The organism is Mycobacterium sp. IS-3022 (genome assembly GCF_001500065.1).
Lineage (GTDB): Bacteria > Actinomycetota > Actinomycetes > Mycobacteriales > Mycobacteriaceae > Mycobacterium.
This window is the reverse complement of record NZ_LQIN01000010.1, coordinates 39,971-63,050: the sequence shown is the minus strand read 5'-3', so window position 1 is coordinate 63,050 and position 23,080 is coordinate 39,971. Positions and strand designations below refer to the sequence as shown.

Here is a 23,080-nt window from a genome sequence, read left to right as displayed (position 1 = left end):
TCGGCTCAAGCCAAACCTACGTGCCCGACACCCTATCGTCGGAGGCTGTCCCCTCAGCCGCCCGGCGGGATGAGCATCGACTGCCACGGCCGCTCCCCCGATGCGCCTGCCGCCAGGTTGGACTGGGTGTACACCTTGCCGTCCGGGCCGACGTATTTGCCGGTCGCCGGGTCATACTCGACGGCCGCGACGGGTAGCGGCGGCGTACCCGGCGGAGGAGGCGTTATCGCCACCGGTACATCGGGCGGCACGTGCGGGATGGGCTGCCCCGACAGGGTGGCGTTCGGATCGCCCTTCCAGTTGTAGCCGTCGTTGAGCGGCACGTACTGCTCGTCGCTCTCGCACTGCTGCCACGTCGGGGCGCGCTTGCCCGGCACGGTGATGCACGGCAGGTTGCGGGCGCCGCGGACGTTGAACGGCGCGTCCTGCGGCGTCCGGCAGTAGAGATCGCCCTGCGGCCGGTCGGGATAGTCCTCGAAGGTCGGCACCCGCTGCTGCTGCGCGGGCAGGAACCCGGTTGTGCACGGCGGCGGCAGATTCTGCGGCGGCAGCGGCAGCGGCGCCGGGAACGCGGGCAGGATCGCGTTCAGGTTGAAGATCAGGGCATCGCCTTCGTAGTCCTGCTTGGTGTTGCGCTTGTGCACGCCGACGGCCTGCGTGACCGCGGTGCCCTGTGGCAACAACACCAGCAGCTGCTCGAGGCTCGGGTGATAGTCGACGGCGACCTCTCCGATGCTGACCAGGTTGGCCAACACGATCGGAAGCGTGGGCTGCAGCCGGTCGAACAGCGCCCGCACCTCGTCGGCAGCGCCCGGCCCCTTGGCAAGGATCCCCGCCACCGCCGGGTCCTGGCTTTGCAACTGACCGGTGATGCTCGCCAGATTCGCGGCCCACGCCAGGATCGAGCCCCCGGTCTCGGTCTGGGTGTCCAGCACCGGCTTGGACTGGTCGATCAGGGTGGTCAGCGGGTCGAGATTCTTGCGGGCGTCGATGGCCAGCGTGGCGCTGCCGGCGACCAGCCGGCGTAGTTCCGGCCCCAGCCCGCCGACCGCGAGGTAGGCCTCGTCGACGACGGTCTTCAGGTTCTCCTGCGGGATCGCCTGCAGCCCCCGAGCCGTATCGTCGAGCACCGTGTTGATGTCGGTCGGAATCGTCGCGCGCTGCACCGGGATCACGTCGCCGTCCCGCAACTCCGGACCGTCGCCGCTGCGCGGAAGCAACTGGACGAACTGCTCGCCGACGGCGGAGACGCTGTGTACCTCGGCTTCGAGGTCGGCGGGGATTCTGACGTCGGAGTTCAGCGACAGCACCGCCTTGACTCCTGTGTCGGTGAGCTCGACGCTTTTCACCTCGCCGACCTGCACGCCGCGATAGGTGACGTTGCCCCGCGGATACAGCCCGCCCGTCTCGGGCAACTCGAGGGTCACGCGGTACTGCCCGACGCCGAGCAGGGTCGGCAACCGCATGTACCCGAAGACCATGACCACGAGCGCGATGATCGCGATGACGGAGAAGATCGCCATCTGAATGAGGATTTGCCGTGTCATTCGCATGCTAGGGCCCCTGGTCCCAGCGGTATGGAGCCACCAACGGGTTGCCCCCCGGTGGCGGCACGTTGTGGTTGCACGGGCTGGGGAACTGGCCGATGGTGCGGCCCCACTGCAGCTCCAGCCAGGTCAGGTTGCACTCGAACCGCGACCCGGTGAAGAACCCGGAATCGATTCGGCTCAACGTCAGGTCGACGACCAGCGTCAGGTTCGCGTAGTCGCCGCGCATCCAGTTCGTCAACGTTTCCTTGGGGAACGGGAAGGTGGGCAAGAAGCTCAGCGCGCGGGTCAGCGCCGGACCGGCATCGGCCAGTTCCTGCAGCACCACGCCGAGGTCCTTGAGCTCCTGCACCAGAGCTTCCTTGGTCTGGTTGACCGAGTCGGCGGCCAGCGCGCTGAACCTGCCGAGCTGGGTCAGCGCCTCCGCCAGGTTCTGCCGTTGATCCCGCAGCACGGCCAACGCGTCGGGCACCGTCCGTAATGCCTTGTCCACCACGGGTTTCTGCGCCGCGAACTGCCCGATCAGATTGTTCAGGCTCTCCGTCGCGTCGATGATGTCCTGTTTCTGGTCGTCGAGATGGCCGATCGCGATGTCGAGCTGCTCGATCAGGCTCCGTAGGTCGTTCTCGCGACCGGCGAACGCGACGCTCAGCGCCTCGGTGATGTCACCGATGTTGCCGATGCCGCCGCCGTTGAGCAGCAGTGCCACGGCGGCCAGCGCCTGCTCGGTGCTCGGATAGGAACTCGACGACGCCAACGGAATCAGCGAGCCTTCTTTCAGCTTTCCTTGCGGCGGCACGTCGGTCGGCGGCGCCAATTCGATGTGTAGGGAACCCAACAGGCTTGTCAGCCCGAGCTTCGCCGTCGCGTTCGCGGGCAGCTCGACGTCGCCGTTGAGCTTCATCGTCACCAGCGCGTGCCAGTTCTGACGCTCGATCTTCGTCACGTGGCCGACATTCACGTCTGCGACCCGGACGCGGGAGTTCGGTTCGATGTTGTCCACGTCGGGCATCTGCGCCTGAATGGTGAACGCGTTCGGCCCCGTGCCCTCACCGCCCGGCAGTGGAAGCGAGTTCAGCCCCCGCCAGTCCGAACAGCCGGACAGCAGGCCGGCCGACACGACCACGACGGCCACCCTGCGAAAGACCCTGCGCCGCATCATGGTCCCACCCCCGGCGGCACCATCAACCCGTGCAGGCCGTCGGCCGGGTTCGGCGTGACGGTCCCCCCGCTTTCCGCGGCCAACGGCGGACCCGCGGGCGGGGCCGACGGCGGCGGTCCTGCGTCCGGCGGTGGCGCTGAAGGCGGAACAGGTTGCGGCGGAATGTAGTTCGGTCGCAACCAGTCCTCGCTGTAGGTCAGCTCGTTCGGCCGCGTCGAGGCGCCGACGAAGACGTTCTGCATGATGGGCAGGAAGTTGTACTGGCGGTTCTTGAGGATCGGCGCCAGATACTGCACACACAGCTTCGCCGACTCCTCGGCGCCCAGCCGTGACGCCGCCTGAATACCGCCGCACAGGAACGAGATCGGATTGGCGAAGTTGTTGAGCATCGGCACGCTGCTGACGGCCCCCTGGGCCGGCTGCCAGATGTTCACGTAGTTCTGCAACGTGTTGGGCGCCACGTGCAGGAACTGTTTGACATCGGCGAGGCTGTCGGTCAGTGCCTGCGTCACCCCGGCCAACTTGTCCGACGTGGTGCCCAGCGATTCGCGATTGTCGGCGACGAAGGTCTGGACCTCTCCGACGACGTTGTTGAGGTCGCGCACCGCGTTGGCGACTTCGTCGGGGTCGTTGGCGAGCAGGCCGGTCACCGTCGCCAGGTTCTGATTGAGCTGGCGCATCACGTCGGTGCTGTCCTGCAGCGCCGACACCAAAATCGCCAAATTCTTGACGGTGGAGAAGATGTCGGTGCTGTGATCACCCAGTGCCGTCACCGCCTGCGACAGCTTGATGACGGTGTCGCGGATGTTGGCGCCTTCACCGCGCAGGTTGTCGGCGGTCGTGTTGATGACCGAGCCCAGCGGGCTCACTCCGCCCGGCTCGGTCGGCTGCAGTGTTTCGGCCAGCTTCTCCAACTGTTGGCGGACCTCGTCCCACTCCACCGGAACGGCGGTGCGCTCCCGCGGAATGACCGCGTCGTCCTTCATCACAGGACCGCCGGTGTAGGCCGGGGTGAGCTGAATGCTGCGCGCGGTCACCAGCGTCGGCGACAGGATCGCGGCCTTGGCGTCGGCCGGAACCTTGTACTTGCTGTCGTACCAGAACGAGATCTTGACCCGCTCGGGCTGCGGCTCGATCGACTCGATCCTGCCTACGCCGACACCGAGGATGTTGACGTCATCGCCGGGGTAGATGCCGTTGGCGTTCTCGAAGTACGCGACGACGTGGGTGCGGTCGACCCGTTCGACGGTGCGCAACAGCACGATCGCGCCGCCGGCCAGTATCACGACCAACGCGATGGCCAAGATGTTCCTCGCGGTGCGCGTCACTGTCCGGCCTCCGCGGGTGCACCGTGGGATACCCCACCGGGAGCGGGCATCAGCACCGGTGCGGGAGTCGGCTCAGGCGTCGACTGCAGCCCCGGTGGCGCCGCGGCGGGCGGACCCGGTGGCGGTCCTCCGGGCGGCGGCGCCGGCGGCGGCTGGCGGTACGGGTAGCAGCCGGGGCCGGGCAACGGCAAGCCGGGCAATCCGCACGGCTGGTCGCCGGGATTGCCGGTGATGGCGTCGGGAACGGTCAGCCGCGGTTCGCCGCCCTGACCCGTGCGCGGGAACGGCACCGGCAGCGCCGGTGTGCCCGGCTGACCGACCTGTGGGTCGGACAGTTCCGAGGGCAGCCGCACATTGGGATCCAGACCCAAATCGGAGAACGCGGCGTCGATGAACGGCTGCAGGAATTGGCCGGGCAGCAGGTTCGCGACATAGGTCTTGAAGAACGGACCGCCCGACACCGATTCGCCGAGCGACATCGAGTAGTCGGTGAGCAAGGTCAGCGACCGCTGCAGGCGTTCCTTGCGGTTGTCGATGATCGTCAACACACCGTTGAGCTTGTCCAGAGCGGGTCGCATGGTTTCGCGGTTCTCGGCGATGAAGCCCTGCAACTGCTCGCTGAGAGCCGAGATGTTGCCCGAGACCTGATCGAGTGCGGCGCTTTGGCTTTCGAGCTCGGCCAGCAGCGCATTGGTGTTGGTGATCAGGCTGACCACCTGGCCGCTGCGCTCGGCCAGCACGGTGGTGGCCTTGTCGGCGTTGACCAGCAGACCTCTCAGCTGCGCATCGCGTTCGTTCAACGTCTCGGAGAACCGGGCCACCCCTTCTACCGCGATCCGCAGCTCCGGTGGGGTGTCGGAGAACGTGTCCGCCAAGACGCGCAACGAATCGGACAACTGGTTGGTGTTCAAGCCGCTGATCGTCGTCGCCAGATCGCCCAGCGCATCGGGGAGTTGATACGGAGACGTCGTCCGATCCATCGGAATCGTGCCCTCTTGTCGGCCGTCGCCGCGGGAGGTGACTTCGAGGATCTTCGTGCCCAACAGGCCCTTGGTCTTGATCGCCGCCTCGGTGCGGTCACCGAGGCGGATGTCCTTGGCGACGGTGAACTTCACCAGAGCGCGCGGCCCGTCCAACTCGATGGACTTGACCTGACCCACCTCGAACCCCGAAACATGCACGGCCTCACCGACTGTCAGCCCGCCCACCTCGGCGAAGTAGGCCGAATACTCCTTGCCCTGCAGGAACGGCAACCGATCGTAGTTCAGTGACCCCAGCACGATGCCGATCGTCAACACCAGCCCGATGACACCGATGACGGTTTGGTTGCGTTCAGAGAAGGACTTCACCTCGGCGCACACCTCCCGGTGGACTGCCCGGCGACTTTCACGTACACCGGCTGGCCACCTTTGCCGTTGAGCTTGAGCACGATGTCGCACAGGTAGAAGGTGAAGAAGTCGCCGTAAATGCCTTGCCGCGCCAGCGCTTGATACGCATCAGGCAGGGTGTTCAGCAGGTTGTCGAAGTACTCGTGGTCGGCCACCACGATTCCGGCCGCGCGGTCGGTCTCCTGAATCGTCTTGGCGAACGGCGGACGAGCCTGGGACAGGAGGTCGGTGATGCTCGCGGCGGCGGCGTTGGTGTACGCAACCCCGCTGCTGATGTCCTCCTTGCGGGACTGCAGTGTTCCCACCAGTTCAGTCAGCGCGTCGACCGCCTTGGCGAACTGGTCGCTCTGGTCGCCGAGCGACCCCAACACGACGTTGAGGTTGACCAGGACCTCGCCGATCAGCCGATCACGGTCGGCCAGCGTGCTCGTCAGCGTGGCGGTCTGGGCCAGGAACGAGTTGATCGTCGCACCCTGACCCTGCAGGGCCGAAATCAATTGGCCCGACAGCGCGTTGACTTGATCTGGGTCCAGCGCCCGGAACAGCGGCCGGAAACCACCGATCAGTGCGTCGAGGTCGAGCGCGGGCGACGTGCGCGCCAAGGGGATCGTGCCGCCGGGTTCGAGCTTCTTGATTCCGCCGGCCCCCTCTTCCAGCGCCAGGTAGCGGCCGCCGATGAGGTCGTCATAACGGATGACGGCCCTGCTGCCCTCGGTCAGCACCACCGACTTCTCGGCGGTGAACTCGACCCGTGCCGTGGTATCCGGTTGGATCTCAACGTTTTCGACCTTGCCGACCTCGACGCCGGCGATGCGGACGAAGTCGCCGTTCTCCAGACCGGTGACATTGGTGAACTCGGCTACGTAGCTGTTGGTGGCTTCCCCGAAGCGCAACTGCCCGAAGATCGCGAACAAGCCGAACACGCCGAGCAGGCACACAGTCAAGAACACGCCGAGACGCACGGCGTCGTGTCGAACCCTGGCGGTCATGCCTGACACGGCTCGTCTCCTTTCATGGCTTGCTCTGTTGGCGGTCGCTGGTGGTCATGGGAACGGCGGTCCCGGTCGGGCCGGGGTGGGCAGCGGTGTCGGTCGGAGCGGTGTGGGCTGCATCTGCGCGGGCGAATGCACGATGAACGGCTCAGAACCCGGTGTGGGACCGGGCTCGCGCGGCGCCATCGGCGGCGGCGCGGCCGGCAGGCCCGGCCACAGCGGAGTGCCGTCGTCTGCGTACAAATCTGCACCGTAGGCCGGGGCGCCCGGATACGGGATCGGTCCGATCGCGGGTCCGCCGAAGAGGTTGCGGACGCTCGGCGGCTCGGGCACGGCGCGGGTGACCGGCAGGTAGTTGGCATACCCGGGGAAGCCGATGCCCGGGTTGGGGCGCCAGTCGATTCCGGTGCCGAATCCGGTGTTGGTGACGAGGTTTCGGACCGGCCAGTTCTTTGCGACATCGGGCAGCGAGCCACAACTGGGTTTGCCGCCCGGGCCGCCCTTGGCGCCGACGATCGGCAGGTGCTCGGGGTACCGGTACGGGTCGTCGCCGAGCGCCAGGCCGACATCGAGCACCAGCGTGCGACCGTTGCCGCCCGGCGCGTCGTACCCGCCGGTGTCCAGCAGCGTCTTCGCGCCGGTCAGTAGGCAGGTGTACTCCGGGCTGTACTTGTAAAGCAGGTTCGTGGTCGGCTCCAGCACGTTGATCGCCTTGATCAGGTTGGCCTGGTTCGGCGCGAGCAGGTTGATGCCGGCGTTGGAAAGCCCGATGGTGGCCAGCAGCAACGCGTCCAGCTGGCTGGCGCGAGCGGCGATCGTGGTGCTGGTTGTACTTGCCGCGTCGAGCGTGGTCAGGATGTCCTGCGCCGCAACGCTGTACGTGTCGTTGAAGTCCCGCAGCGCGCGCAGGTCGGCGGTCACCGTCTCGTGGCGCGGATTGAGCTCCAGCAGAACCTGATTCGCGGCGGTGGTGGCCTCACCGATCCGCTCGCCCTGACCTCGGACACCCTGGGCGAGCGCGGACAACGTGCTGTTGAGCTTGGCCGGGTCGATCTGCTCGAGCACGTCGACGACGTTCTGGAATACCGTGTTGGCCTCGACGGTGACATTGCGCGACTCGATCACCTGACCGGCCGAGAGCCGTTGCGAGCTGGGGTCGCTCGGATAGATCAGGTCGACGAACTTGGCGCCGAACACGGTGGTGGCCCGGATCTGCGCCTCGACGTTCGCCGGGATGTACTCCAGCTTGTCCTGGTCGATCTCCAGCTTCAACGCCACCGGCTGGCTGCCGCCCTGGATCTCGGCGACCCGGCCGACCTGCACGCCGCGCAACTTGACCTTGGCGTTGGTCTCCATCACCAGACCCGCCCGATCGGAGGTCAGCGTGACCGTCTCGGTCGACCTGAAGCTGCCGCGGAACAAGGCATACGTCAGCCAGATGGAGGCCGCGATGATGACCACGAGGATCAATGTCCACCACGCGGGATGCAGGCCTTCGTCGTGTTCGTCCACGCTCAGCCCGCCAGGTTGAAGTTGCCGGATTGACCGTAGACCGCCAGCGAGAGCATCACGAGCACGAACGCGGAGACGATCAGCGAGGTGCGCACCGCACGCCCGACGGCTTCACCCACGCCGGCCGGCCCGCCTCGTGCGGTGTAGCCGTAGTAGGTGTGCACGAGCATGATCACCACTGAGAGCGCGATGGTTTGGCCGAACGACCACAGCAGGTCGGTGGGGTTGAGGAACGTCCTGAAGTAGTGGTCGTAGACCCCCGTCGACTGACCGTAGAGCACGGTGGTGCCGAACCGCGCCGCCCAGAACGCGGCGATCACGCCGACGCAGTACAGCGGGATCACCACGAGGAATCCGGCGACCACTCGGGTGGAGGCGAGATAGGCGATGCTACGGATGCCCATCACCTCGAGCGCATCGATCTCCTCGTTGATCCGCATGGCGCCGAGTTGGGCGGTCGCGCCGGCGCCGATGGTTGCGGACAACGCCACCGCGGTGGTGGCCGGCGCGATGAGACGCACGTTGAAGAACGCCGACGCGAAACCGGTCAGCGCCTCGACACCGATCTCCGAAAAGTCGGTGTAGCCCTGCACCGCCACCAGCGCGCCCGTCGTCACGGTCAGGAAGCCGATGATCGCCACCGTGCCGCCGATGATGATGAGTGCGCCCGCCCCGAGGCCCATTTGAGCGATGATCCGGATCAACTCGACCTGGTAATGCATGATCGTGTAGCGGATGGAGCTCAAGGTGCGGCCGAAGAACTTGGTCTGCATCCCGATTCGGTTCCAGGGGTCGGCCACGCTGCGGAACCGGCTTTTCAGCCAGGGGAACTGGGAATGCGGCCTCGATACAGTCACAACGTCACCTTCACCGCGACGGCCGTGGCGACGATGTTTATCGCGAACAGCGCCATGAACGTGAAGACGACCGTCTCGTTGACCGCGTTGCCGACTCCCGCCGGGCCGCCGCCGACGGAAATGCCTTTGTAGCAAGCGATCATGCCGGCAGACAGCCCGAACAGCGCGGCCTTGAGCAACGCGATGACGACATCGGCCGTCCCGATGATCAGGGTTAGACCGGAAGCGAATGCACCGGGCGAGACGTTCTGGATGTAGACGGTGAAGAAGTACGCGCCGGCCAGCCCGACGAGGATCACCGTCGCGGACAGCGCAAGCGAAACCAAGGTTGCGGCCAGTACACGCGGAACAACAAGGGCTTGAATCGGATTCACGCCCATCACCCGCAGCGCGTCGAGTTCTTCGCGGATGGTGCGCGCGCCGAGGTCGGCGCACATGGCGGTGGCGCCGGCGCCCGCAACGACGAGCACAGTCACGATCGGACCGATCTGGCGCACGGTCCCGAGCGCGGCACCGGTGCCGGAGAAGTCCGCGGCACCGAACTCGACCAACAGGATGTTGAACGTGAAGGTCAGCAAGACCGTGTAGGGAATCGTCAGCATCAGTGTGGGAAGGATCGACACCCGAGCGACAAACCACGCCTGGGAGATGAACTCTCGCCAGGCGAAGGGCGGCCTGAACATCCACACGAACGTGTCGAGCGCCATCGAGAAGAACCCGCCGAAGGCGCGGACCGGCTTGGCAATTGCGTTGACTGCGACCATCAGTGGGCTCTCACCCGCGTGCTGTGCGCCGCCATCTGCACTGCCATAGCCCGCCGACCTTCCCTGACACCAACAACGCGCGCCCGTGATGGCTGTGGCGCAAGGTTACACAGGGCCGGACGCCCGGGAACCGTATATCAGGATTTTGCGGCCCGGCAACAACGGACGCCGGAGACGTGAGGTTCCCCACTCAGGAAGCGACTGGCTAACTTCCGCGCACGGCCTCTTCCAGTTCTGAAATGACGATCTTGCGCATACCGAGCATCGCCTTGGTTGCGGCGGTGGCCCGGACGGGATTCGGATCGTCGAGCAACTCGTAGAGCCGGTCGGGCACGATCTGCCAACTCAACCCGAAGCGGTCCTTCAGCCAACCGCACTGCGACTCTTGTCCGCCGTCGACGAGCCGGTTCCAGTAGTAGTCGACCTCCTGCTGGTCGGCACAGCGAACGAGGAACGAGACGGCTTCGGTGAAGGCGAACTGCGGCCCGCCGTTGATCCCGACGAAGCGGTTGCCGTCCAGCACGAAGGTGGCCGACACCACTTCTCCGGGCGCACCCGGTCCGGCTTCGGTGTAGCGGTTGAGCTTCTCCACCGATGAGTTCGGGAAGATCGAGGTGTAGAACGCAGCGGCTTCTTCGAGGTTGTCGTCGAACCAGAGAGAGGGAGTGATCGAAGGCATGCGGTGAAGACCGCCGCGGCGACCGAAATTCATCGCCTGCCGGCGACCGGCTCCTTGGTGCCCAGGGCGCGTAGCGCGAAGTCCAGGACGGCGGCCTTGGCTCGGCGCAAACCGTCGTGGTCGTCGTGGGTTTGGGTGATCATCACCCGACTGATGATCGCGTTGATCGCCACCGCATCTTGCTCGGGGTCGGCGAGCGGGAACGAGCCGTCGTCGCGGCCGCGCCGCAGGATCTCCACCAGTGATCGCTCGCGATCGGCGTGGGCCTTCTCCCGTGTCTCGCGGTAGCCCTTCGCGGCACGGATCTCGTCGGAGTCGATCACGGTGAAGTGCATCCGGGTCTCGTCGTCGTGGATCAGCGTGAACATGCCCTCGATCCACGCCTTGAGTTGTTCCTCGGGTGTGCCCGACCTGTCTTCGGCGACGCCGTCGAGCCGGCGGGACAATGCGTCGGTCTCCCGCCGCAGCATCGCGAGGAACAACTCGTCTTTCGATTCGAAGTGACGGTAGAAGGCCCGCGTCGAAACCCCCGCACGCTGCAAGATCGCGGCGACGGGAACCGGGCCGGCGTGCGGCTGCGACAGGCAGGCGTAGGCAGCCTCGATGATGCACTCACGGTCGTGGTCGGCAAGCTCGGGCTGCACGGAGCAAAGTATATTGACGCCCTCATCAATGATGCCGGGGAACTGCTGATTTTGTCGGCTGGGTAACGTGAGCCACCGGGGTGAGCCGGAGAGGACGTCCGTGAACGCGACTGATAGCGAACCGCAGACCGTGAAGTTCCGCGGAAGCGACGACATCACCCTGGTGGCCGACGAGTGGAACCGCGGTGTGGAGTCGGAGCGTTCCTCGGTGCTGCTCCTGCACGGCGGCGGGCAGAACCGGCATTCGTGGAAGCAGACCGGACAGATCCTGGCCGATCGTGGACTGCACGTGGTGGCGCTGGACAGCCGGGGACACGGCGACAGCGACCGGGCGCCGGATGCGAACTACACGGTCGACGCCCTGTGCTCGGACACGCTGCAGGTAGTGGAGCAGATCGGCCGACCGGTCGCCCTGATCGGCGCGAGCATGGGCGGAATGACCGGCATGCTGGTGGCCGCCGCGGCCGGCCCGGAAAAAGTGACCAAGCTGGTGCTCGTGGACGTGGTGCCGCGGTACGAGAAGGACGGCAGCGCCCGCATCCGCGAGTTCATGTCCAGCGGCGTGGACGGTTTCGAGTCTCTCGACGAGGCGGCTGAAGCGGTTGCTGCGTATCTGCCGCACCGGAAGCGGCCGCGCAACCCCGAGGGGTTGAAGAAGAACCTGCGATTCCGCGATGGGCGGTGGTTCTGGCACTGGGATCCGGCGTTTCTCACCGCACCGGCGGACAATCGGTTCGTCCGCGAGGAAAAGCTGGAGCAGGCGGTGATGGGCTTGACGATCCCGGTTCTGCTGATCCGCGGGAAGCTTTCCGATGTGGTCAGCAGCGACGGCGTGAGGGACTTCCTCGAGAAGGTGCCGCATGCGGAGTTCGCCGAACTCTCTGCCGCCGGCCATACCGCCGCCGGTGACGACAACGACGCGTTCTCCGAAGTCGTTGTGCAGTTCGTCAGCCGCTGACCGGGAGTCCGGTGAGCTGCGTCTGCTCGCCGAGAAACTAAGCCAGCAGCGGAACCGTCTCGTGACGGGTGTCGGTGAGGACCTCGAACATCGTGCGGCGGGTGGCCGTCAGTTCGGCACGCTCGAAAGCCTTGCCCGCCAGCTGTATCCGACAGGTGGCGATCGCCGAGTTGTAGCAGTACTTCGTCGTGCCGTCGGTGTCGGTGTAGGTCAGGCCGATGACATCGGCCGGCTCGGTGACGATCTCACCTTCGATCATCTGGTCGTCGACCCGACCGCCGAAGGCCCACGCGAACGGCCGGTAGTGCCCGTGCGTGTGCAGGCTGCCGCGAATAGTGCGCACCGCGAATTCGCTTCCGGCGTGGCGGAACACGAACAGCGTGACGCCGGGTAACAACACCGGGCCGAGTGCAGCTCTTGCGGTGACGATTTCGAGGGTCGTCTCCGGCGCGTCGTCGAACCCGCAGACCTGCCCGTACGCGTACGCCGGTGTATGCCGGCTGCCCCAGTTGTGGTTCACGCTGCCGGACCAGCCGTCGACCACGAGACGGACGTCGTCGAGTTCGAGCAGCCCGTCGAACCGGGCCAAGGGATGGCGCACCGTGGTCTTCGCGGTCGGCAACCGGGCCGCGTAGGCGCGTTCGGTGAGCAGCTTGACCGGATCCTCGTCGCCCGGCGTGATGCGCAGGTCCCACCGTGCCGAGCGCCCGCCGGACGAGCCGGTGATCAAGCTCGGGCCGCCGGTGACGACGCCCTGCGCCGAGCGGTCATCGAGGACCGTGGCGGCGATGCGGGCAGACCAGTCGTCGTAGCCGAACTCGGCCGAGGCGATCGGATACGGCTCCTTGAGCGCCCGGTTGCCGGCACCGGCCGGATCGAAGATCATCACCCACACGTCCGCGACCGGTTCACCTGCGCTCGGTAGCAGCAGGGTTTCCCGTAGCCACAGCGCCTGCGGCAGGTCGGGGTGGTTGGCGCGGATGTAGCGACTCTCGTAATACGGGGGCTCCGCAAGCGTCACCGCTTCAGCATCCAATACTTGAGCGGTGATGGGAGCGCAGATCGCGGCTTACATACTCGGGTTCGTGGCGGCGGCGGAGGCCGTCGCGCTGGCTGTGCTGTGGATCCGCTACACCCGCCAACGCGAGGAGCTCGACGACGCTCGCCGTCGCGTCGACACCAAGAACATGCTGCTCACCGGGGGCCGCGAGGCGGTCAAGCAGGTTTGGCAGACCGCCAATATCCTGCGCAAGGACGGCTTCGGCGCCGCGGTGCGCTCCTCGATCGAGGACCTTGCGGACTGGGCGGAGGTCGAACGGCCGGATCTGGCCCGGCTGGCGCCGAGCGGCAAGATGGTGATCCTGTTCTCCGACATCGAGGAGTCGACCGCGCTCAACGAACGCATCGGTGACCGCGCCTGGGTCAGGTTGCTGGGCCGCCACGACAAGATGGTGCGACGTCATGTGAACAAGCACTCGGGTCATGTCGTGAAGAGCCAGGGCGACGGGTTCATGGTCGCGTTCGCCCAGCCGGAGCAGGCGGTGCGCTGCAGCATGGACGTGCAGAAGTCACTTCGCAGGCAGCCCAACGGCATTCGGGTCCGGATGGGAATCCACATGGGTAAGTCGGTGCGTCGTGGCGACGACCTGTTCGGCCGGAACGTCGCGATGGCGGCCCGTGTGGCGAGTGAAGCCGGCGGCGGCGAGGTGTTGGTCAGCGAGGTGGTGCGCGACGCCCTCGCCGAGGTCGAGGACATCTCGTTCGACGACGGCCGCGACGCCGAACTCAAGGGCTTCAGCGGCTCGCACCGGCTCTACGCCGTCGCGGCCTAGCGTTCGGCGTTGCCGGCCTCGGCGGCCCGCTGGTGTAGCCTCGCCCGGATGTCTTCGGGCGTGTAGGAATTGCGGCGCCGCTGATCACGAGCCACCAGCACTCCGCCTGCCACCACACCGGCGACGCTCGCCAGCCCGACCCACTTCCATATGCCGCGCATAGCGGTCAGTCTGCCTAAGCTGCGGGGGTGAAACCAACCGCGGTGTCGCTCGAGCAGGCCCTCGACGCGACGCGGACCGGGGATCTCTGGCTTTTCCGGGGGCGGTCCGGGCCGGACCGGGCCATCCAGTCGCTGACCAACAGCCCGGTCAACCACGTCGGGATGACGCTCGCGATCGAGGATCTGCCGCCGTTGATCTGGCATGCCGAGTTGGGCGACAAGCTGACCGACATGTGGACGGGCCGCAACCAGCGCGGGGTGCAGCTCAACGACGCCCGCCAGGTCGTGGAGCGCTGGATCAGCAATTACCACCAGCGGTGCTGGCTGCGGCAACTGACACCGATCGCCAGCCGCGAGCAGGAGGACCGCGCGCTGAAGGTGGTCGCGCGGATGGACGGCACACCGTTTCCGAGCACGGCGCGGTTGACCGGCCGGTGGTTTCGCGGCCGGTTGGCCGTCGCGGATTTCACCCGCGGAATCCCCTTCCTGCACAGCAGGGTTCGCGATGCGACGCAACGCCGAAAGCAACAGAAGCTCCAAGTTGGGCTCGAGACCGCGTACTGCGCCGAGACCGTCGCCATCACTTACGAGGAGATGGGGTTGCTGAGTACGGAGAAGCACTACAACTGGTTCGACCCCGGTTCGTTCTGGAGCGGCGACACGCTGCCGCTGGCCCCCGGCTGTCAGCTCAGCGCCGAGATCGCGGTCGACCTGGACTGATCGACGTCAATACCGCTAGAGGCGCGCGAAGCAGGGGTTGGCGTCCTCTTTCGGGATGGAGGCGTCGTCGCTGGAAAACCTTCCGGTGACGCCGGAGTGGGTCACCTCGACACTGTCGGCGTGGATCCCGAGCGGATAGTTGTCGTTGAGTTTCTTGGTCAACTCGTTGAGCGCCGTCTGCACCGCATCCTTGGGCAGCGGACCGGTGACGTCGAGCACCTCCAGGTTCAGGTCGCCGTCGCCGACGACGGGCTTGGCGGTGACGCTGTTGTCACCGGCCTCCAGAATCACCGTGCCCGCCGCGGCGTCGGTGCGCACGCCGGTGATCATGCTGCCGACTCCCGGCAGGTTGGCGGCGACGGTGTCCTTGATGCCCGACGACTTCCAGGTCAACGTCGCGTCGAGCCTTCCGATGGTGCCCTTGGAGTCTGCGGTGTCCTGTAGGCGGACGTCGGCGAGCACGACCTCGGCGGTCATGCCGTCGGCGCTCTGCACGCGGTTCCCTTCGGTGGTGACCGAGATGTTGGTGTAGTGCCCGGTGATGTGCTGCCACAGAAACGGCGGGTTCACGCCGAACGAGATCGCGACGCCGTCCTCGGTGACGCATTCGGCGACGTCGGTCAGGATGGTGTCGGCGCGGTGCCGGGCGTACAGCTCGCCAACGGTGAGCCCGCCCACCAGAAGGGCGATCACGATGACGACGATCAGGATGATCGACGTCTTGTTGAAGCCCCTTGCCCGACTCGGCTTTTCGTCCGTTCCGGGCGTCGGCCCGAATTCCGGTGGCGGAGGCGGCGGAGGAGGCTCTCGGAAGATTTGCTCGGTCGGCCGCACATCGGCCGGTGAGGGGGGCTTCGGGTATCGCTGAGCCGGCCGAAGGTTCGGCGGTGGCGATGGTGCGTCGAACCGCTCGGTCGGCGGCTCGGGCGGCTGGTTCGGTGGCGGTTGCCTCGGTGGAGCCGGCCGTCTCGGTGGCGGTGGCGGTCTCTGGCCCGGGTTGGGCGGTGGCGCACCCCGACCTCGCCAGTCAGGCGGCCCTGGGCGTCGTGGCGGCTGCGTCACTTGCGCGATTCTGCCCTATGCCCGTCGGGGGCCCGGTCACTCGGCGCGAAAGACGGTCTGGTGGCGGGCGAGGTAGGCGGCCAGATTGTCCAGCGAGGAGTTCATGCCGGCCTCGTGGTCGGTCGCCGATATCCCCGGCGGCACGTCGTCGGCGCGCAGCTCGACCCGGGTACCGCCGTCGACCCTCCTCACCGTCCAGGTCATCGTCATGGTCCCGCCGAAAGACGGGTCGTCGGAAGCGAAGTCGACTGCTTGCACGACGCGGTGATCGGGCTCGATCGCGAGGAAGCGCCCCTCGACGACATCCGAATCGGCGTCGGTCTTGCCGCCGCCGGTGGGCGGATCGATGTAGGTCAGGATCATCCGATAAGAGCCACCCGGACGGGCCTCGAAGTGATCGAACCGGCCGGTCATCCCGGACGGCGGCAGCCATTCGGCGAGCGCGTCGGGGTCGACAAGCGCTTCGAAGACCCGGCTCAGCGGGGCTTTGACCACCCGGGACGCGGTATCGGTACGGGCCATGGCACCTTATTTTCGGCGCTTCGACGCTCGATTGGTGCGGTTGACCTTGACCGCCTCGTTGATCAACCTCTTGAATGCGTCCGGGTCCAATTCGTCGTCTTCGCGTAGGTCGATGGAGCGCCCGACGGGTGCCTGCAGACTCGCATTGAACAGCTTGTCCGGGTCGCTGATGGACGAACCCTTGGCGAAATTCACCTTCACCTTGCCCTTGTACATCTCGAGCGTGCAGATGAGGCCGTCAAGCGAGAACGTCGGAACGCCATCAGGGTTCGATGGTTTACGCCACTTGATCTCCTCGACGACGTCGGGTTCGGCTTGCTTGATCAGCGACCGGATCTCGTCGATCCGACCGATGCGCCAGTCCTCAGTCATGTCTCGAAGTTACTCAAACCATCGGTGGCGTATAGGTCGAGTCAGGCAACGTCACGTCATCGATATACGTCGCGACGATGCGCGATGTGGATGACTCGCACGACGATTCGGTCTTCGAAAATCTGGTAGATCACCCGGAATTCGCCCCGCCGCGCGGAGTATCGACCTTCCAACTGCCCCCGAAGCGGCTTTCCAACGCGGTGCGGACTTTCGGCGAGCGGCCCCCGGATGAATTCCCAACATGCGAGTGCCGCCGCCTCGGGAAGGAGGTGAGTCAACGCGTTCTTCGCGGCTCTCGTCAGCTCAATGCGGTAGGTCACCGCGGCAGCCGCCCGGCGGCGCGCATCTCCTCTGTCACCTCATCAAGCGAGTAGGTCTCACCGTTGTCTGCTTCCGCCTCGGCGTCGCGCAACTCGCGAACCAGCTCCTGGTCGCTGAGAATCGCCAGGGTTTCCATGATCGAGTCGTAATCGTCCGCACTGAGGATCACTGCTGCACGACGGCCTTGCCGAGTTACCTCGATTCGCTCATGAGTGCGCACCGCCTCATCCACAAGCTTGGAAAGGTTCGCCCGAACCTCCGCCAGCGGCAACGTAGACATGTACAGAATTCTAGCGCGAAGGATGACACGAGCACGTCGCCGTCGCCGGGCAGCACTCAAGTCATCGCGGCGCCTTCAGCCCGACGCGGTTGCCGTCCGGGTCGAGCACGATCGCGAAGCGCTGCCCCCAGGGCATGTCCGTGGGCGGCTTCACGATCGTCACCCCATCGGCAGCGAGCGCCTCGACCATCGCGTCTAGGCTTTTCGCAGACTGCAGCTCGAGGTCGATTTGCGGTCCGTCAGCTGATGGCTGAGGCGCGCTCTCGTCCCACCATGACGCGAACCCGGTCGAGTGCAGCACGACCGTGATGCCGGCGTCCGTCGAGACCTACGCCTCGGCCGGCCCTTCGCCATGCCGATTGCGGGTGGCCACGTTCACGACCCTCCTATGCACCCGCGGAACGCGTGATGATGGTTCTGCGCCGCCGCTCCGGTGACGCCCCACTCCTCACACACCCCATCGCCACTCTCCGAATGTTTAGACGTTGAAGCGGAACTCGACCGAATTCCGCGGCCGATCAACGTCGTGTGGCGCACGCAATGTACAGCTGACAGCTTGACGATGGATATATATGCGTCGCGAAGCTCTCAGTCCGACATTGCGAAACAGTCAAACGTTGAACCTGAACTCGACCACGTCGCCGTCGGCCATGACGTAGTCCTTACCCTCCATCCGCACCTTGCCCGCCGCCTTCGCCGCAGCCATCGACCCGGCCTCGACCAGGTCGTCGTAGGAGACGATCTCGGCCTTGATGAAGCCCTTCTCGAAGTCGGTGTGGATCACCCCGGCCGCCTTCGGCGCGGTGTCGCCCTGGTGAATCGTCCACGCACGCGACTCTTTCGGTCCCGCGGTCAAGAATGTCTGCAACTTCAGCGTGTGAAAACCCGCCCGCGCCAACGCATCCAGCCCACGCTCGGTCTGGCCGATCGACTCGAGCAGCTCGGCGGCCGACTCGTCGTCGAGCTCCTGCAGCTCGGCCTCGATCTTCGCGTCCAGGAACACCGCATCGGCGGGCGCCACCATCTCGCGCAACTCCGCCTTTCGTGCGTCGTCGGTCAACACCGCCTCGTCGGCGTTGAACACATACAGAAATGGCTTGGTCGTCAGCAGATTCAGTTCACGCAACGGCGCGGTGTCCACACCCGCGGCGAACAACGTCGTCCCACCGTTGAGGATCTCCTGCGCGGCTGCGGCCGCCTCGTGTGCCGGCCTGCGGTCCTTGTGCGTCCTGGCTTCCTTCTCCAGCCGCGGCAACGCCTTCTCCAGCGTCTGCAGGTCGGCGAGGATCAGTTCGGTCTCGATGACCTCGATGTCGGACTTCGGGTCGATGCGGCCGTCGACGTGTGCCACGTCGTCGTCGCTGAACACCCGCACCACTTGGCAGATCGCGTCACTTTCGCGGATGTTGGCCAGAAATTTGTTGCCCAGCCCGGCGCCTTCGGATGCGCCCTTGACGATCCCGGCGATATCAACGAAGGTGACCGGCGCATGAACGATCTTTTCCGACCCGAAAATTCTGGCCAGTTCGGCCAACCGCGGATCGGGCAGCGGCACGACGCCCTCGTTCGGCTCGATCGTGGCGAACGGGTAGTTGGCGGCCAGCACGTCGTTTCGCGTCAACGCGTTGAACAGCGTCGATTTTCCGACGTTCGGCAAGCCGACGATTCCCAGGTTCAAGCTCACAGGGTCCAGAGTCTAGGAGACTGTGACGGGCGCGCCCGAACCGCGCTGACAGCCACACATGGCGAAAGCCGGTACGGTCTACCTGTGTCAGCACAGCGCGCACGGTCGGCGGTGGCCGCCGACCATCGTTCCGCGCACCCCAATTTCCCCGGTGTCCCCGGGTGGGGTGCTGTGCTGGTCGCGTTCACCGCAACCGCCATCGGTTTCGCCTTCGACGCCGGATCGGGCAGCAGAGAACTCAGCTCGGTCTTCGCCGCGTGCTACATCCTCGGGTGCCTCGCGGCGGTGCTGGCAGTCCGGCAGGAAGCGGTGTTCACCGCGGTCATCCAGCCGCCGCTGATTCTGTTCGTCAGCGTGCCGGGGGCCTACTTCCTGTTCACCGGCGGGCAGTTCACCGGCGTCAAGGATCTGGCGATCAACTGCGGCTACCCGCTGATCGAGCGCTTCCCGCTGATGTTCTTCACCTCGGCGGCCGTGCTGGTGGTCGGCATGATCCGCTGGTACGTCGGCATGGCGACCCGCCGCACCTCCCCACAAGCCGCCGACGACCGCACCGAGTCGAAGCCTGGACGCGTGACGGAGTTGGCGACGGCGTTGATGAGCAAAGCGGCGGTCAAGGTGTCGGCCCTGTTGGCGCGCGAATCCCCGGACGACGCCGAACAGGTTGCGCCGCCCCGCCGTAAGCGGACCGAGAGTGCGAGCCGGCCCGCCCGCACCGCCAGAACGGCGTCGAATCGCAGCGGTCGGCCGGCCAGCCGGACTTCCACGCCACGACCGCGCCATGTCCGTCCGCCCGAGACCGAAATCATCGAGCCCGTCGCCGAGCGGCCCCGGCGTACCCGTTCGGGCAGGCACGCCGAGCCGCCGTCATCGGCCGAGCCTCGTCGCCGGCCGCGCCCGGCGAACCCGCGGCAGCCCGGCCCTCCCCCGTCGGAGCGCCGCGCCGGCTATGACCGCACCGGCCGCGATCGGACCGGGGAGCGCCCCGAGCGTCGCCGCCGCTTCGACGACTACCAACCTCGCGAACCACACCGTAGCAACGGCAACGGGACCCACCACCCGGTTTCCCGGGTGCGCTACCGGGGCGAAGAGACCGACGACCGCGCGGAGTACCGCACCCGCCGCCGGACGCCCCGCGACTGGGAGGCCGACTCCTGGGAGTACGACATCTGACGCTGCCGCTCGACGTTAGGCGCGCGCGGGACGGATCTCCCTGGGCAACGCGAACACCAGCGTCTCGTTGGCCGTCGTCACCGGCTGCACGACGTCGTAGCCGTACTCGGCCAGCCGCTCCAACACGCCGCGCACCAGGATCTCCGGCACCGACGCGCCGGAGGTGACCCCGACCGTCGTCACCCCATCGAGCCACGCGGGGTCGATGTCGTCGGCGTAGTCGACGAGGTGGGCTCTGTCGGAGCCGGCGCCCAGCGCAACCTCGACCAGCCGCACCGAGTTCGACGAGTTGCGCGATCCGACCACGATCACCAGCTCGCACTCCGGAGCCATCGCCTTGACCGCCACCTGGCGGTTCTGCGTGGCGTAACAGATGTCGTCGCTCGGCGGGTCCTGCAGGGTCGGGAACTTCTCGCGCAGCCGGCGCACGGTCTCCATGGTCTCGTCGACGCTCAGCGTGGTCTGCGACAGCCAGATCACCTTGCTCTCGTCGCGCACGGTGACGTTCTCGACGGAATCCGGCCCGTCGACGAGCTGCACGTGGTCGGGCGCCTCGCCGGCGGTGCCGACGACCTCCTCATGGCCCTCGTGGCCGATCAGCAGGATGTCGTAGTCGTCGCGGGCGAACCGCTTGGCTTCGTTGTGCACCTTGGTGACCAGCGGACAGGTGGCGTCAATGACCTTGAGGTCGCGCTCTTTGGCGGTCTGGTGCACGGTCGGCGCGACGCCGTGGGCGGAGAACACCACGATCGCGCCTTCGGGTACCTCGTCGGTCTCCTCGACGAACACCGCACCCGCCTTGGCCAGCGTCTCCACGACGTGCCGGTTGTGCACGATCTCATGGCGCACGTAAACCGGGGCGCCGTGCTTTTCCAGCGCCCGCTCGACGGTCTCGACGGCGCGGTCGACTCCCGCGCAGTAACCCCGCGGCTCGGCGAGCAGCACCCGCTTGCCGGAGACGCCACCGGTGACCGAGCTGGAGGCACCCGGAATCCCCATGTTGATAGTCGGCGGCATGGTTCCCAGGGTACGCAAAGAGTCGTTCGGTGGCCCTCCCGGACCAGCCGAGAAGCCGCCCGTAGGCTGGGGGCCATGGCAACCGCACCGTATGGGGTCCGTCTGCTGGTTGGCGCGGCGGTAACCGCCATCGAGGAAACCCGTAAGCTCCCCCAGACCATCCTGATGTACCCGATGACCGTCGTCAGCCAGCTCGCGCACCTGGTGATGAAGATGCAGCAGGACGTCGCCGACCTGGTCATCAAGGGTGACGAGACGCTCGAGTCGCTCTTTCCGCCCAAGGATGAACAGCCCGAGTGGGCGACCTTCGACGAGGACCTCGACGGCGGCACCGCCCCGACGCCCACCACCGACGGTGAGCGCCTGACCGAGGGCCGCTTCGCGCTGTTCAGCAACGGGGAACCGGGTACGTCGACGGCTGACCGGGAAACCCGCACGGCGTCACCCGACCCGGGCGAGGTCCCCGAGATCGTCACGGAACTGGACTACGAATCGCTCACGCTCGCGCAACTGCGGGCTCGCCTGGGCACCCTGCGGGTCAACGATCTCGAGGCGCTGCTGGCCTATGAAGAGGCCACCAAGGGCCGCGCACCGTTCCAAACTTTGCTCGCCAACAGGATCACCCGCGCGTCCGCCCGGTGACCGAAAGCGAGCCGGGCAAGTCCCCGGACAACCCGTGGCCGGTGCGCGCGGTTGCCACCCGCGTCGCCAAGTACATCGACCGGCTCGGCACCGTCTGGGTCGAGGGCCAGCTGACCGAACTCAAACTGCGCCAGACGACCGCATGGATGGTGCTGCGCGACCCCGCCGCCGACATGTCGCTATCGGTGAGCTGTCCGCGTGACCTGGTCGCGAATGCGCCGGTGCCGCTGACCGAGGGCACGCAGGTGCTGATGCACGGCAAGCCGCAGTTCTACACCCGCAACGGCTCGTTCAGCCTGCGCATCTACGAGATCCGCGCCGTCGGGCTCGGCGAGCTGCTGGCCCGCATCGAGCGGTTGCGCCGGTTGCTCGACGCCGAGGGGCTGTTCGACCCACGGCTGAAGCGGCCGCTGCCCTTTCTGCCGCGCACGGTCGGGCTGATCACCGGCCGGGCCAGCCACGCTGAGCGCGACGTCGTCACGGTTGCTCGAGATCGTTGGCCCGCAGTGCATTTCGCGATCCGCAACACCGCGGTGCAGGGCCCCAACACCGTGCCGCAGGTGGTCGAGGCGTTACGCGAACTGGACGTCGATCCCGAGGTGGACGTCATCGTGATCGCCCGCGGCGGCGGCAGCGTCGAGGACCTGCTGCCCTTCTACGACGAAACACTGTGCCGCGAGATCGCCAAGTGCACCACGCCGGTGGTCAGCGCCATCGGTCACGAACCCGACAACCCGCTGTGTGATCTGGTCGCCGATCTGCGGGCGGCCACCCCCACCGACGCCGCCAAGCGCATCGTCCCCGACGCCGCCGCCGAGCAGGCGTTGATCACCGACCTGTGTCGACGCGGTGGGCGGGCGCTGCGCAACTGGGTGCACCGCGAACAACGCACCATCGACCAGTTGCGCAGCAGACCGGTGCTGGCGCAGCCGCTGGCCGCGATCGATGCGCGCGCCGACGAGGTCCACCGCGCTCGCGCCACCGCCCGCCGCGACATCACCCGCCTGGTGGCCGCCGAAACCGACCGCATCGGACACCTGTCGGCGCGCCTGGGCACACTGGGGCCGGCGGCGACGCTGGCGCGGGGCTACGCGGTGGTGCAGACCATGCCCGCGGGCAGCGTGCTGCGGACGACGGCGGACGCACCGAAGGGCAGCCGACTGCGCGTCAGGGTGGCCGACGGGGCGATCGCGGCGGTCAGCGAGGGGCCGGAAGGGACGACTCAATGAAGCCCATTAGTGAACTCGGCTACGAAGAAGCCCGAGAAGAACTGGTCGCGGTCGTCCAGCAACTGGAGCAGGGCGGCTTGGACCTCGATGCATCGCTGAAGCTCTGGGAACGCGGTGAAGACCTCGCTAAACGCTGCGAAGAACACTTAGCTGGTGCGCGCAAGCGGATCGAGGATGCGCTAGCCGCCAAGGAATCCGAAGAAAGTTGATCCGGCAACGACCCCGGCGGAAAGG

At 66.6% G+C, this 23,080-nt stretch carries 27 protein-coding genes; 7 read left to right on the top strand and 20 right to left on the bottom strand.

From position 1 onward, the window contains the following. Window positions 1–53: 53 nt before the first annotated feature. The 10 genes from AU188_RS08815 to AU188_RS08770 form a co-directional block, all read right to left on the bottom strand. A complete protein-coding gene (locus AU188_RS08815; RefSeq protein WP_059163346.1) occupies window positions 54–1,553 on the bottom strand; it encodes an MCE family protein in 1,500 nt (499 codons plus the stop codon). A gap of 1 nt (window position 1,554) precedes the next feature. After that, window positions 1,555–2,706 (bottom strand): MCE family protein, encoded by a 1,152-nt coding sequence (locus AU188_RS08810; RefSeq protein WP_082686553.1) that lies wholly within the window; start codon window positions 2,704–2,706, stop codon window positions 1,555–1,557. Further along, a complete protein-coding gene (locus AU188_RS08805) occupies window positions 2,706–4,037 on the bottom strand; it encodes a virulence factor Mce family protein (protein ID WP_059163344.1) in 1,332 nt (443 codons plus the stop codon). Before AU188_RS08805 ends, AU188_RS08810 begins: the two co-directional genes overlap by 1 nt. Next, window positions 4,034–5,386, bottom strand: coding sequence for an MCE family protein (locus tag AU188_RS08800; protein WP_059163381.1), 1,353 nt, complete (start codon window positions 5,384–5,386; stop codon window positions 4,034–4,036). The genes AU188_RS08805 and AU188_RS08800 overlap by 4 nt, the downstream gene beginning before the upstream one ends. Next, window positions 5,383–6,414 carry a virulence factor Mce family protein gene (locus tag AU188_RS08795; RefSeq protein WP_059163343.1) on the bottom strand — a complete coding sequence of 344 codons (1,032 nt, stop codon included), beginning with the start codon at window positions 6,412–6,414 and terminating at the stop codon, window positions 5,383–5,385. The genes AU188_RS08800 and AU188_RS08795 overlap by 4 nt, the downstream gene beginning before the upstream one ends. 54 nt (window positions 6,415–6,468) lie before the next feature. Then, window positions 6,469–7,929: an MCE family protein gene (locus AU188_RS08790; RefSeq protein ID WP_059163342.1), complete on the bottom strand. Its 1,461-nt coding sequence runs from the start codon at window positions 7,927–7,929 to the stop codon at window positions 6,469–6,471. Between the two features lie 2 nt (window positions 7,930–7,931). Then, entirely contained in the window at window positions 7,932–8,786 is an 855-nt protein-coding gene (locus AU188_RS08785; RefSeq protein WP_059097940.1) for an ABC transporter permease, read from the bottom strand. Then, window positions 8,783–9,550 (bottom strand): MlaE family ABC transporter permease, encoded by a 768-nt coding sequence (locus AU188_RS08780; protein ID WP_059163341.1) that lies wholly within the window; start codon window positions 9,548–9,550, stop codon window positions 8,783–8,785. Before AU188_RS08780 ends, AU188_RS08785 begins: the two co-directional genes overlap by 4 nt. Window positions 9,551–9,755: 205 nt before the next feature. Continuing rightward, window positions 9,756–10,229, bottom strand: coding sequence for a VOC family protein (locus AU188_RS08775; RefSeq protein WP_059163380.1), 474 nt, complete (start codon window positions 10,227–10,229; stop codon window positions 9,756–9,758). A gap of 29 nt (window positions 10,230–10,258) precedes the next feature. Further along, complete coding sequence (locus AU188_RS08770; RefSeq protein ID WP_286137363.1) at window positions 10,259–10,873, bottom strand: TetR/AcrR family transcriptional regulator; 615 nt, start codon at window positions 10,871–10,873, stop codon at window positions 10,259–10,261. A 100-nt stretch (window positions 10,874–10,973) separates the two neighbouring features. Between AU188_RS08770 and AU188_RS08765 the strand changes: the two genes are divergently transcribed. Beyond that, on the top strand, window positions 10,974–11,831 hold the full coding sequence (locus AU188_RS08765) for an alpha/beta fold hydrolase (RefSeq protein ID WP_059163340.1): 858 nt from the start codon (window positions 10,974–10,976) through the stop codon (window positions 11,829–11,831). Between the two features lie 37 nt (window positions 11,832–11,868). Here the strand turns inward: AU188_RS08765 and AU188_RS08760 are convergent, their stop codons facing one another. Next, window positions 11,869–12,852: a hypothetical protein gene (locus AU188_RS08760; RefSeq protein ID WP_059163339.1), complete on the bottom strand. Its 984-nt coding sequence runs from the start codon at window positions 12,850–12,852 to the stop codon at window positions 11,869–11,871. Window positions 12,853–12,880: 28 nt separating this feature from the next. On the opposite strand from AU188_RS08760, the gene AU188_RS08755 reads away from it, so the two are divergent. Then, complete coding sequence (locus AU188_RS08755) at window positions 12,881–13,663, top strand: adenylate/guanylate cyclase domain-containing protein (protein WP_059163338.1); 783 nt, start codon at window positions 12,881–12,883, stop codon at window positions 13,661–13,663. On the opposite strand, the gene AU188_RS25260 is transcribed toward AU188_RS08755, so the two are convergent. Then, window positions 13,660–13,824 carry a hypothetical protein gene (locus tag AU188_RS25260; protein ID WP_156425484.1) on the bottom strand — a complete coding sequence of 55 codons (165 nt, stop codon included), beginning with the start codon at window positions 13,822–13,824 and terminating at the stop codon, window positions 13,660–13,662. The genes AU188_RS08755 and AU188_RS25260 overlap by 4 nt on opposite strands. 42 nt (window positions 13,825–13,866) lie before the next feature. Here AU188_RS25260 and AU188_RS08750 point away from each other — a divergent pair, with 42 nt between their 5' ends. Next, window positions 13,867–14,544 carry a hypothetical protein gene (locus AU188_RS08750; RefSeq protein WP_059163378.1) on the top strand — a complete coding sequence of 226 codons (678 nt, stop codon included), beginning with the start codon at window positions 13,867–13,869 and terminating at the stop codon, window positions 14,542–14,544. Window positions 14,545–14,559: 15 nt separating this feature from the next. Here the strand turns inward: AU188_RS08750 and AU188_RS08745 are convergent, their stop codons facing one another. From AU188_RS08745 to ychF, 7 genes are all read right to left on the bottom strand, one after another. Continuing rightward, window positions 14,560–15,378 carry an LmeA family phospholipid-binding protein gene (locus tag AU188_RS08745; RefSeq protein WP_082686551.1) on the bottom strand — a complete coding sequence of 273 codons (819 nt, stop codon included), beginning with the start codon at window positions 15,376–15,378 and terminating at the stop codon, window positions 14,560–14,562. Between the two features lie 264 nt (window positions 15,379–15,642). Beyond that, entirely contained in the window at window positions 15,643–16,128 is a 486-nt protein-coding gene (locus tag AU188_RS08740; protein WP_059163336.1) for an SRPBCC family protein, read from the bottom strand. Between the two features lie 6 nt (window positions 16,129–16,134). Beyond that, window positions 16,135–16,500 (bottom strand): DUF1801 domain-containing protein, encoded by a 366-nt coding sequence (locus tag AU188_RS08735; protein WP_059163335.1) that lies wholly within the window; start codon window positions 16,498–16,500, stop codon window positions 16,135–16,137. Between the two features lie 56 nt (window positions 16,501–16,556). Further along, on the bottom strand, window positions 16,557–16,820 hold the full coding sequence (locus AU188_RS08730) for a type II toxin-antitoxin system RelE family toxin (RefSeq protein WP_059163334.1): 264 nt from the start codon (window positions 16,818–16,820) through the stop codon (window positions 16,557–16,559). Further along, entirely contained in the window at window positions 16,817–17,101 is a 285-nt protein-coding gene (locus AU188_RS08725; protein WP_082686550.1) for a type II toxin-antitoxin system Phd/YefM family antitoxin, read from the bottom strand. The genes AU188_RS08730 and AU188_RS08725 overlap by 4 nt, the downstream gene beginning before the upstream one ends. A 61-nt stretch (window positions 17,102–17,162) precedes the next feature. Next, on the bottom strand, window positions 17,163–17,402 hold the full coding sequence (locus AU188_RS24910) for a VOC family protein (RefSeq protein ID WP_172799441.1): 240 nt from the start codon (window positions 17,400–17,402) through the stop codon (window positions 17,163–17,165). Between the two features lie 309 nt (window positions 17,403–17,711). Further along, window positions 17,712–18,785, bottom strand: a complete 1,074-nt coding sequence (ychF, locus tag AU188_RS08720; protein WP_059163333.1) for a redox-regulated ATPase YchF — start codon at window positions 18,783–18,785, stop codon at window positions 17,712–17,714. An 84-nt stretch (window positions 18,786–18,869) separates the two neighbouring features. Between ychF and AU188_RS08715 the strand changes: the two genes are divergently transcribed. Then, window positions 18,870–19,958: a DUF6542 domain-containing protein gene (locus tag AU188_RS08715; RefSeq protein WP_059163332.1), complete on the top strand. Its 1,089-nt coding sequence runs from the start codon at window positions 18,870–18,872 to the stop codon at window positions 19,956–19,958. A 15-nt stretch (window positions 19,959–19,973) separates the two neighbouring features. Here AU188_RS08715 and AU188_RS08710 read toward each other — a convergent pair whose 3' ends face one another. Next, window positions 19,974–20,975: a 4-hydroxy-3-methylbut-2-enyl diphosphate reductase gene (locus AU188_RS08710; protein ID WP_059163331.1), complete on the bottom strand. Its 1,002-nt coding sequence runs from the start codon at window positions 20,973–20,975 to the stop codon at window positions 19,974–19,976. 75 nt (window positions 20,976–21,050) lie between these two features. On the opposite strand from AU188_RS08710, the gene AU188_RS08705 reads away from it, so the two are divergent. Genes AU188_RS08705 through AU188_RS24905 form a run of 3 tightly spaced genes read left to right on the top strand, consistent with a single transcriptional unit; the run spans window position 21,051 to window position 23,055 of the window. Continuing rightward, on the top strand, window positions 21,051–21,617 hold the full coding sequence (locus tag AU188_RS08705; RefSeq protein WP_059163330.1) for a lipid droplet-associated protein: 567 nt from the start codon (window positions 21,051–21,053) through the stop codon (window positions 21,615–21,617). Further along, window positions 21,614–22,846, top strand: coding sequence for an exodeoxyribonuclease VII large subunit (xseA, locus tag AU188_RS08700; RefSeq protein WP_059163329.1), 1,233 nt, complete (start codon window positions 21,614–21,616; stop codon window positions 22,844–22,846). Before AU188_RS08705 ends, xseA begins: the two co-directional genes overlap by 4 nt. Then, the gene (locus tag AU188_RS24905; protein WP_082686548.1) at window positions 22,843–23,055 is read left to right on the top strand and encodes an exodeoxyribonuclease VII small subunit; all 213 of its coding nucleotides are present in this window, start codon (window positions 22,843–22,845) and stop codon (window positions 23,053–23,055) included. Before xseA ends, AU188_RS24905 begins: the two co-directional genes overlap by 4 nt. Window positions 23,056–23,080: the final 25 nt, after the last annotated feature.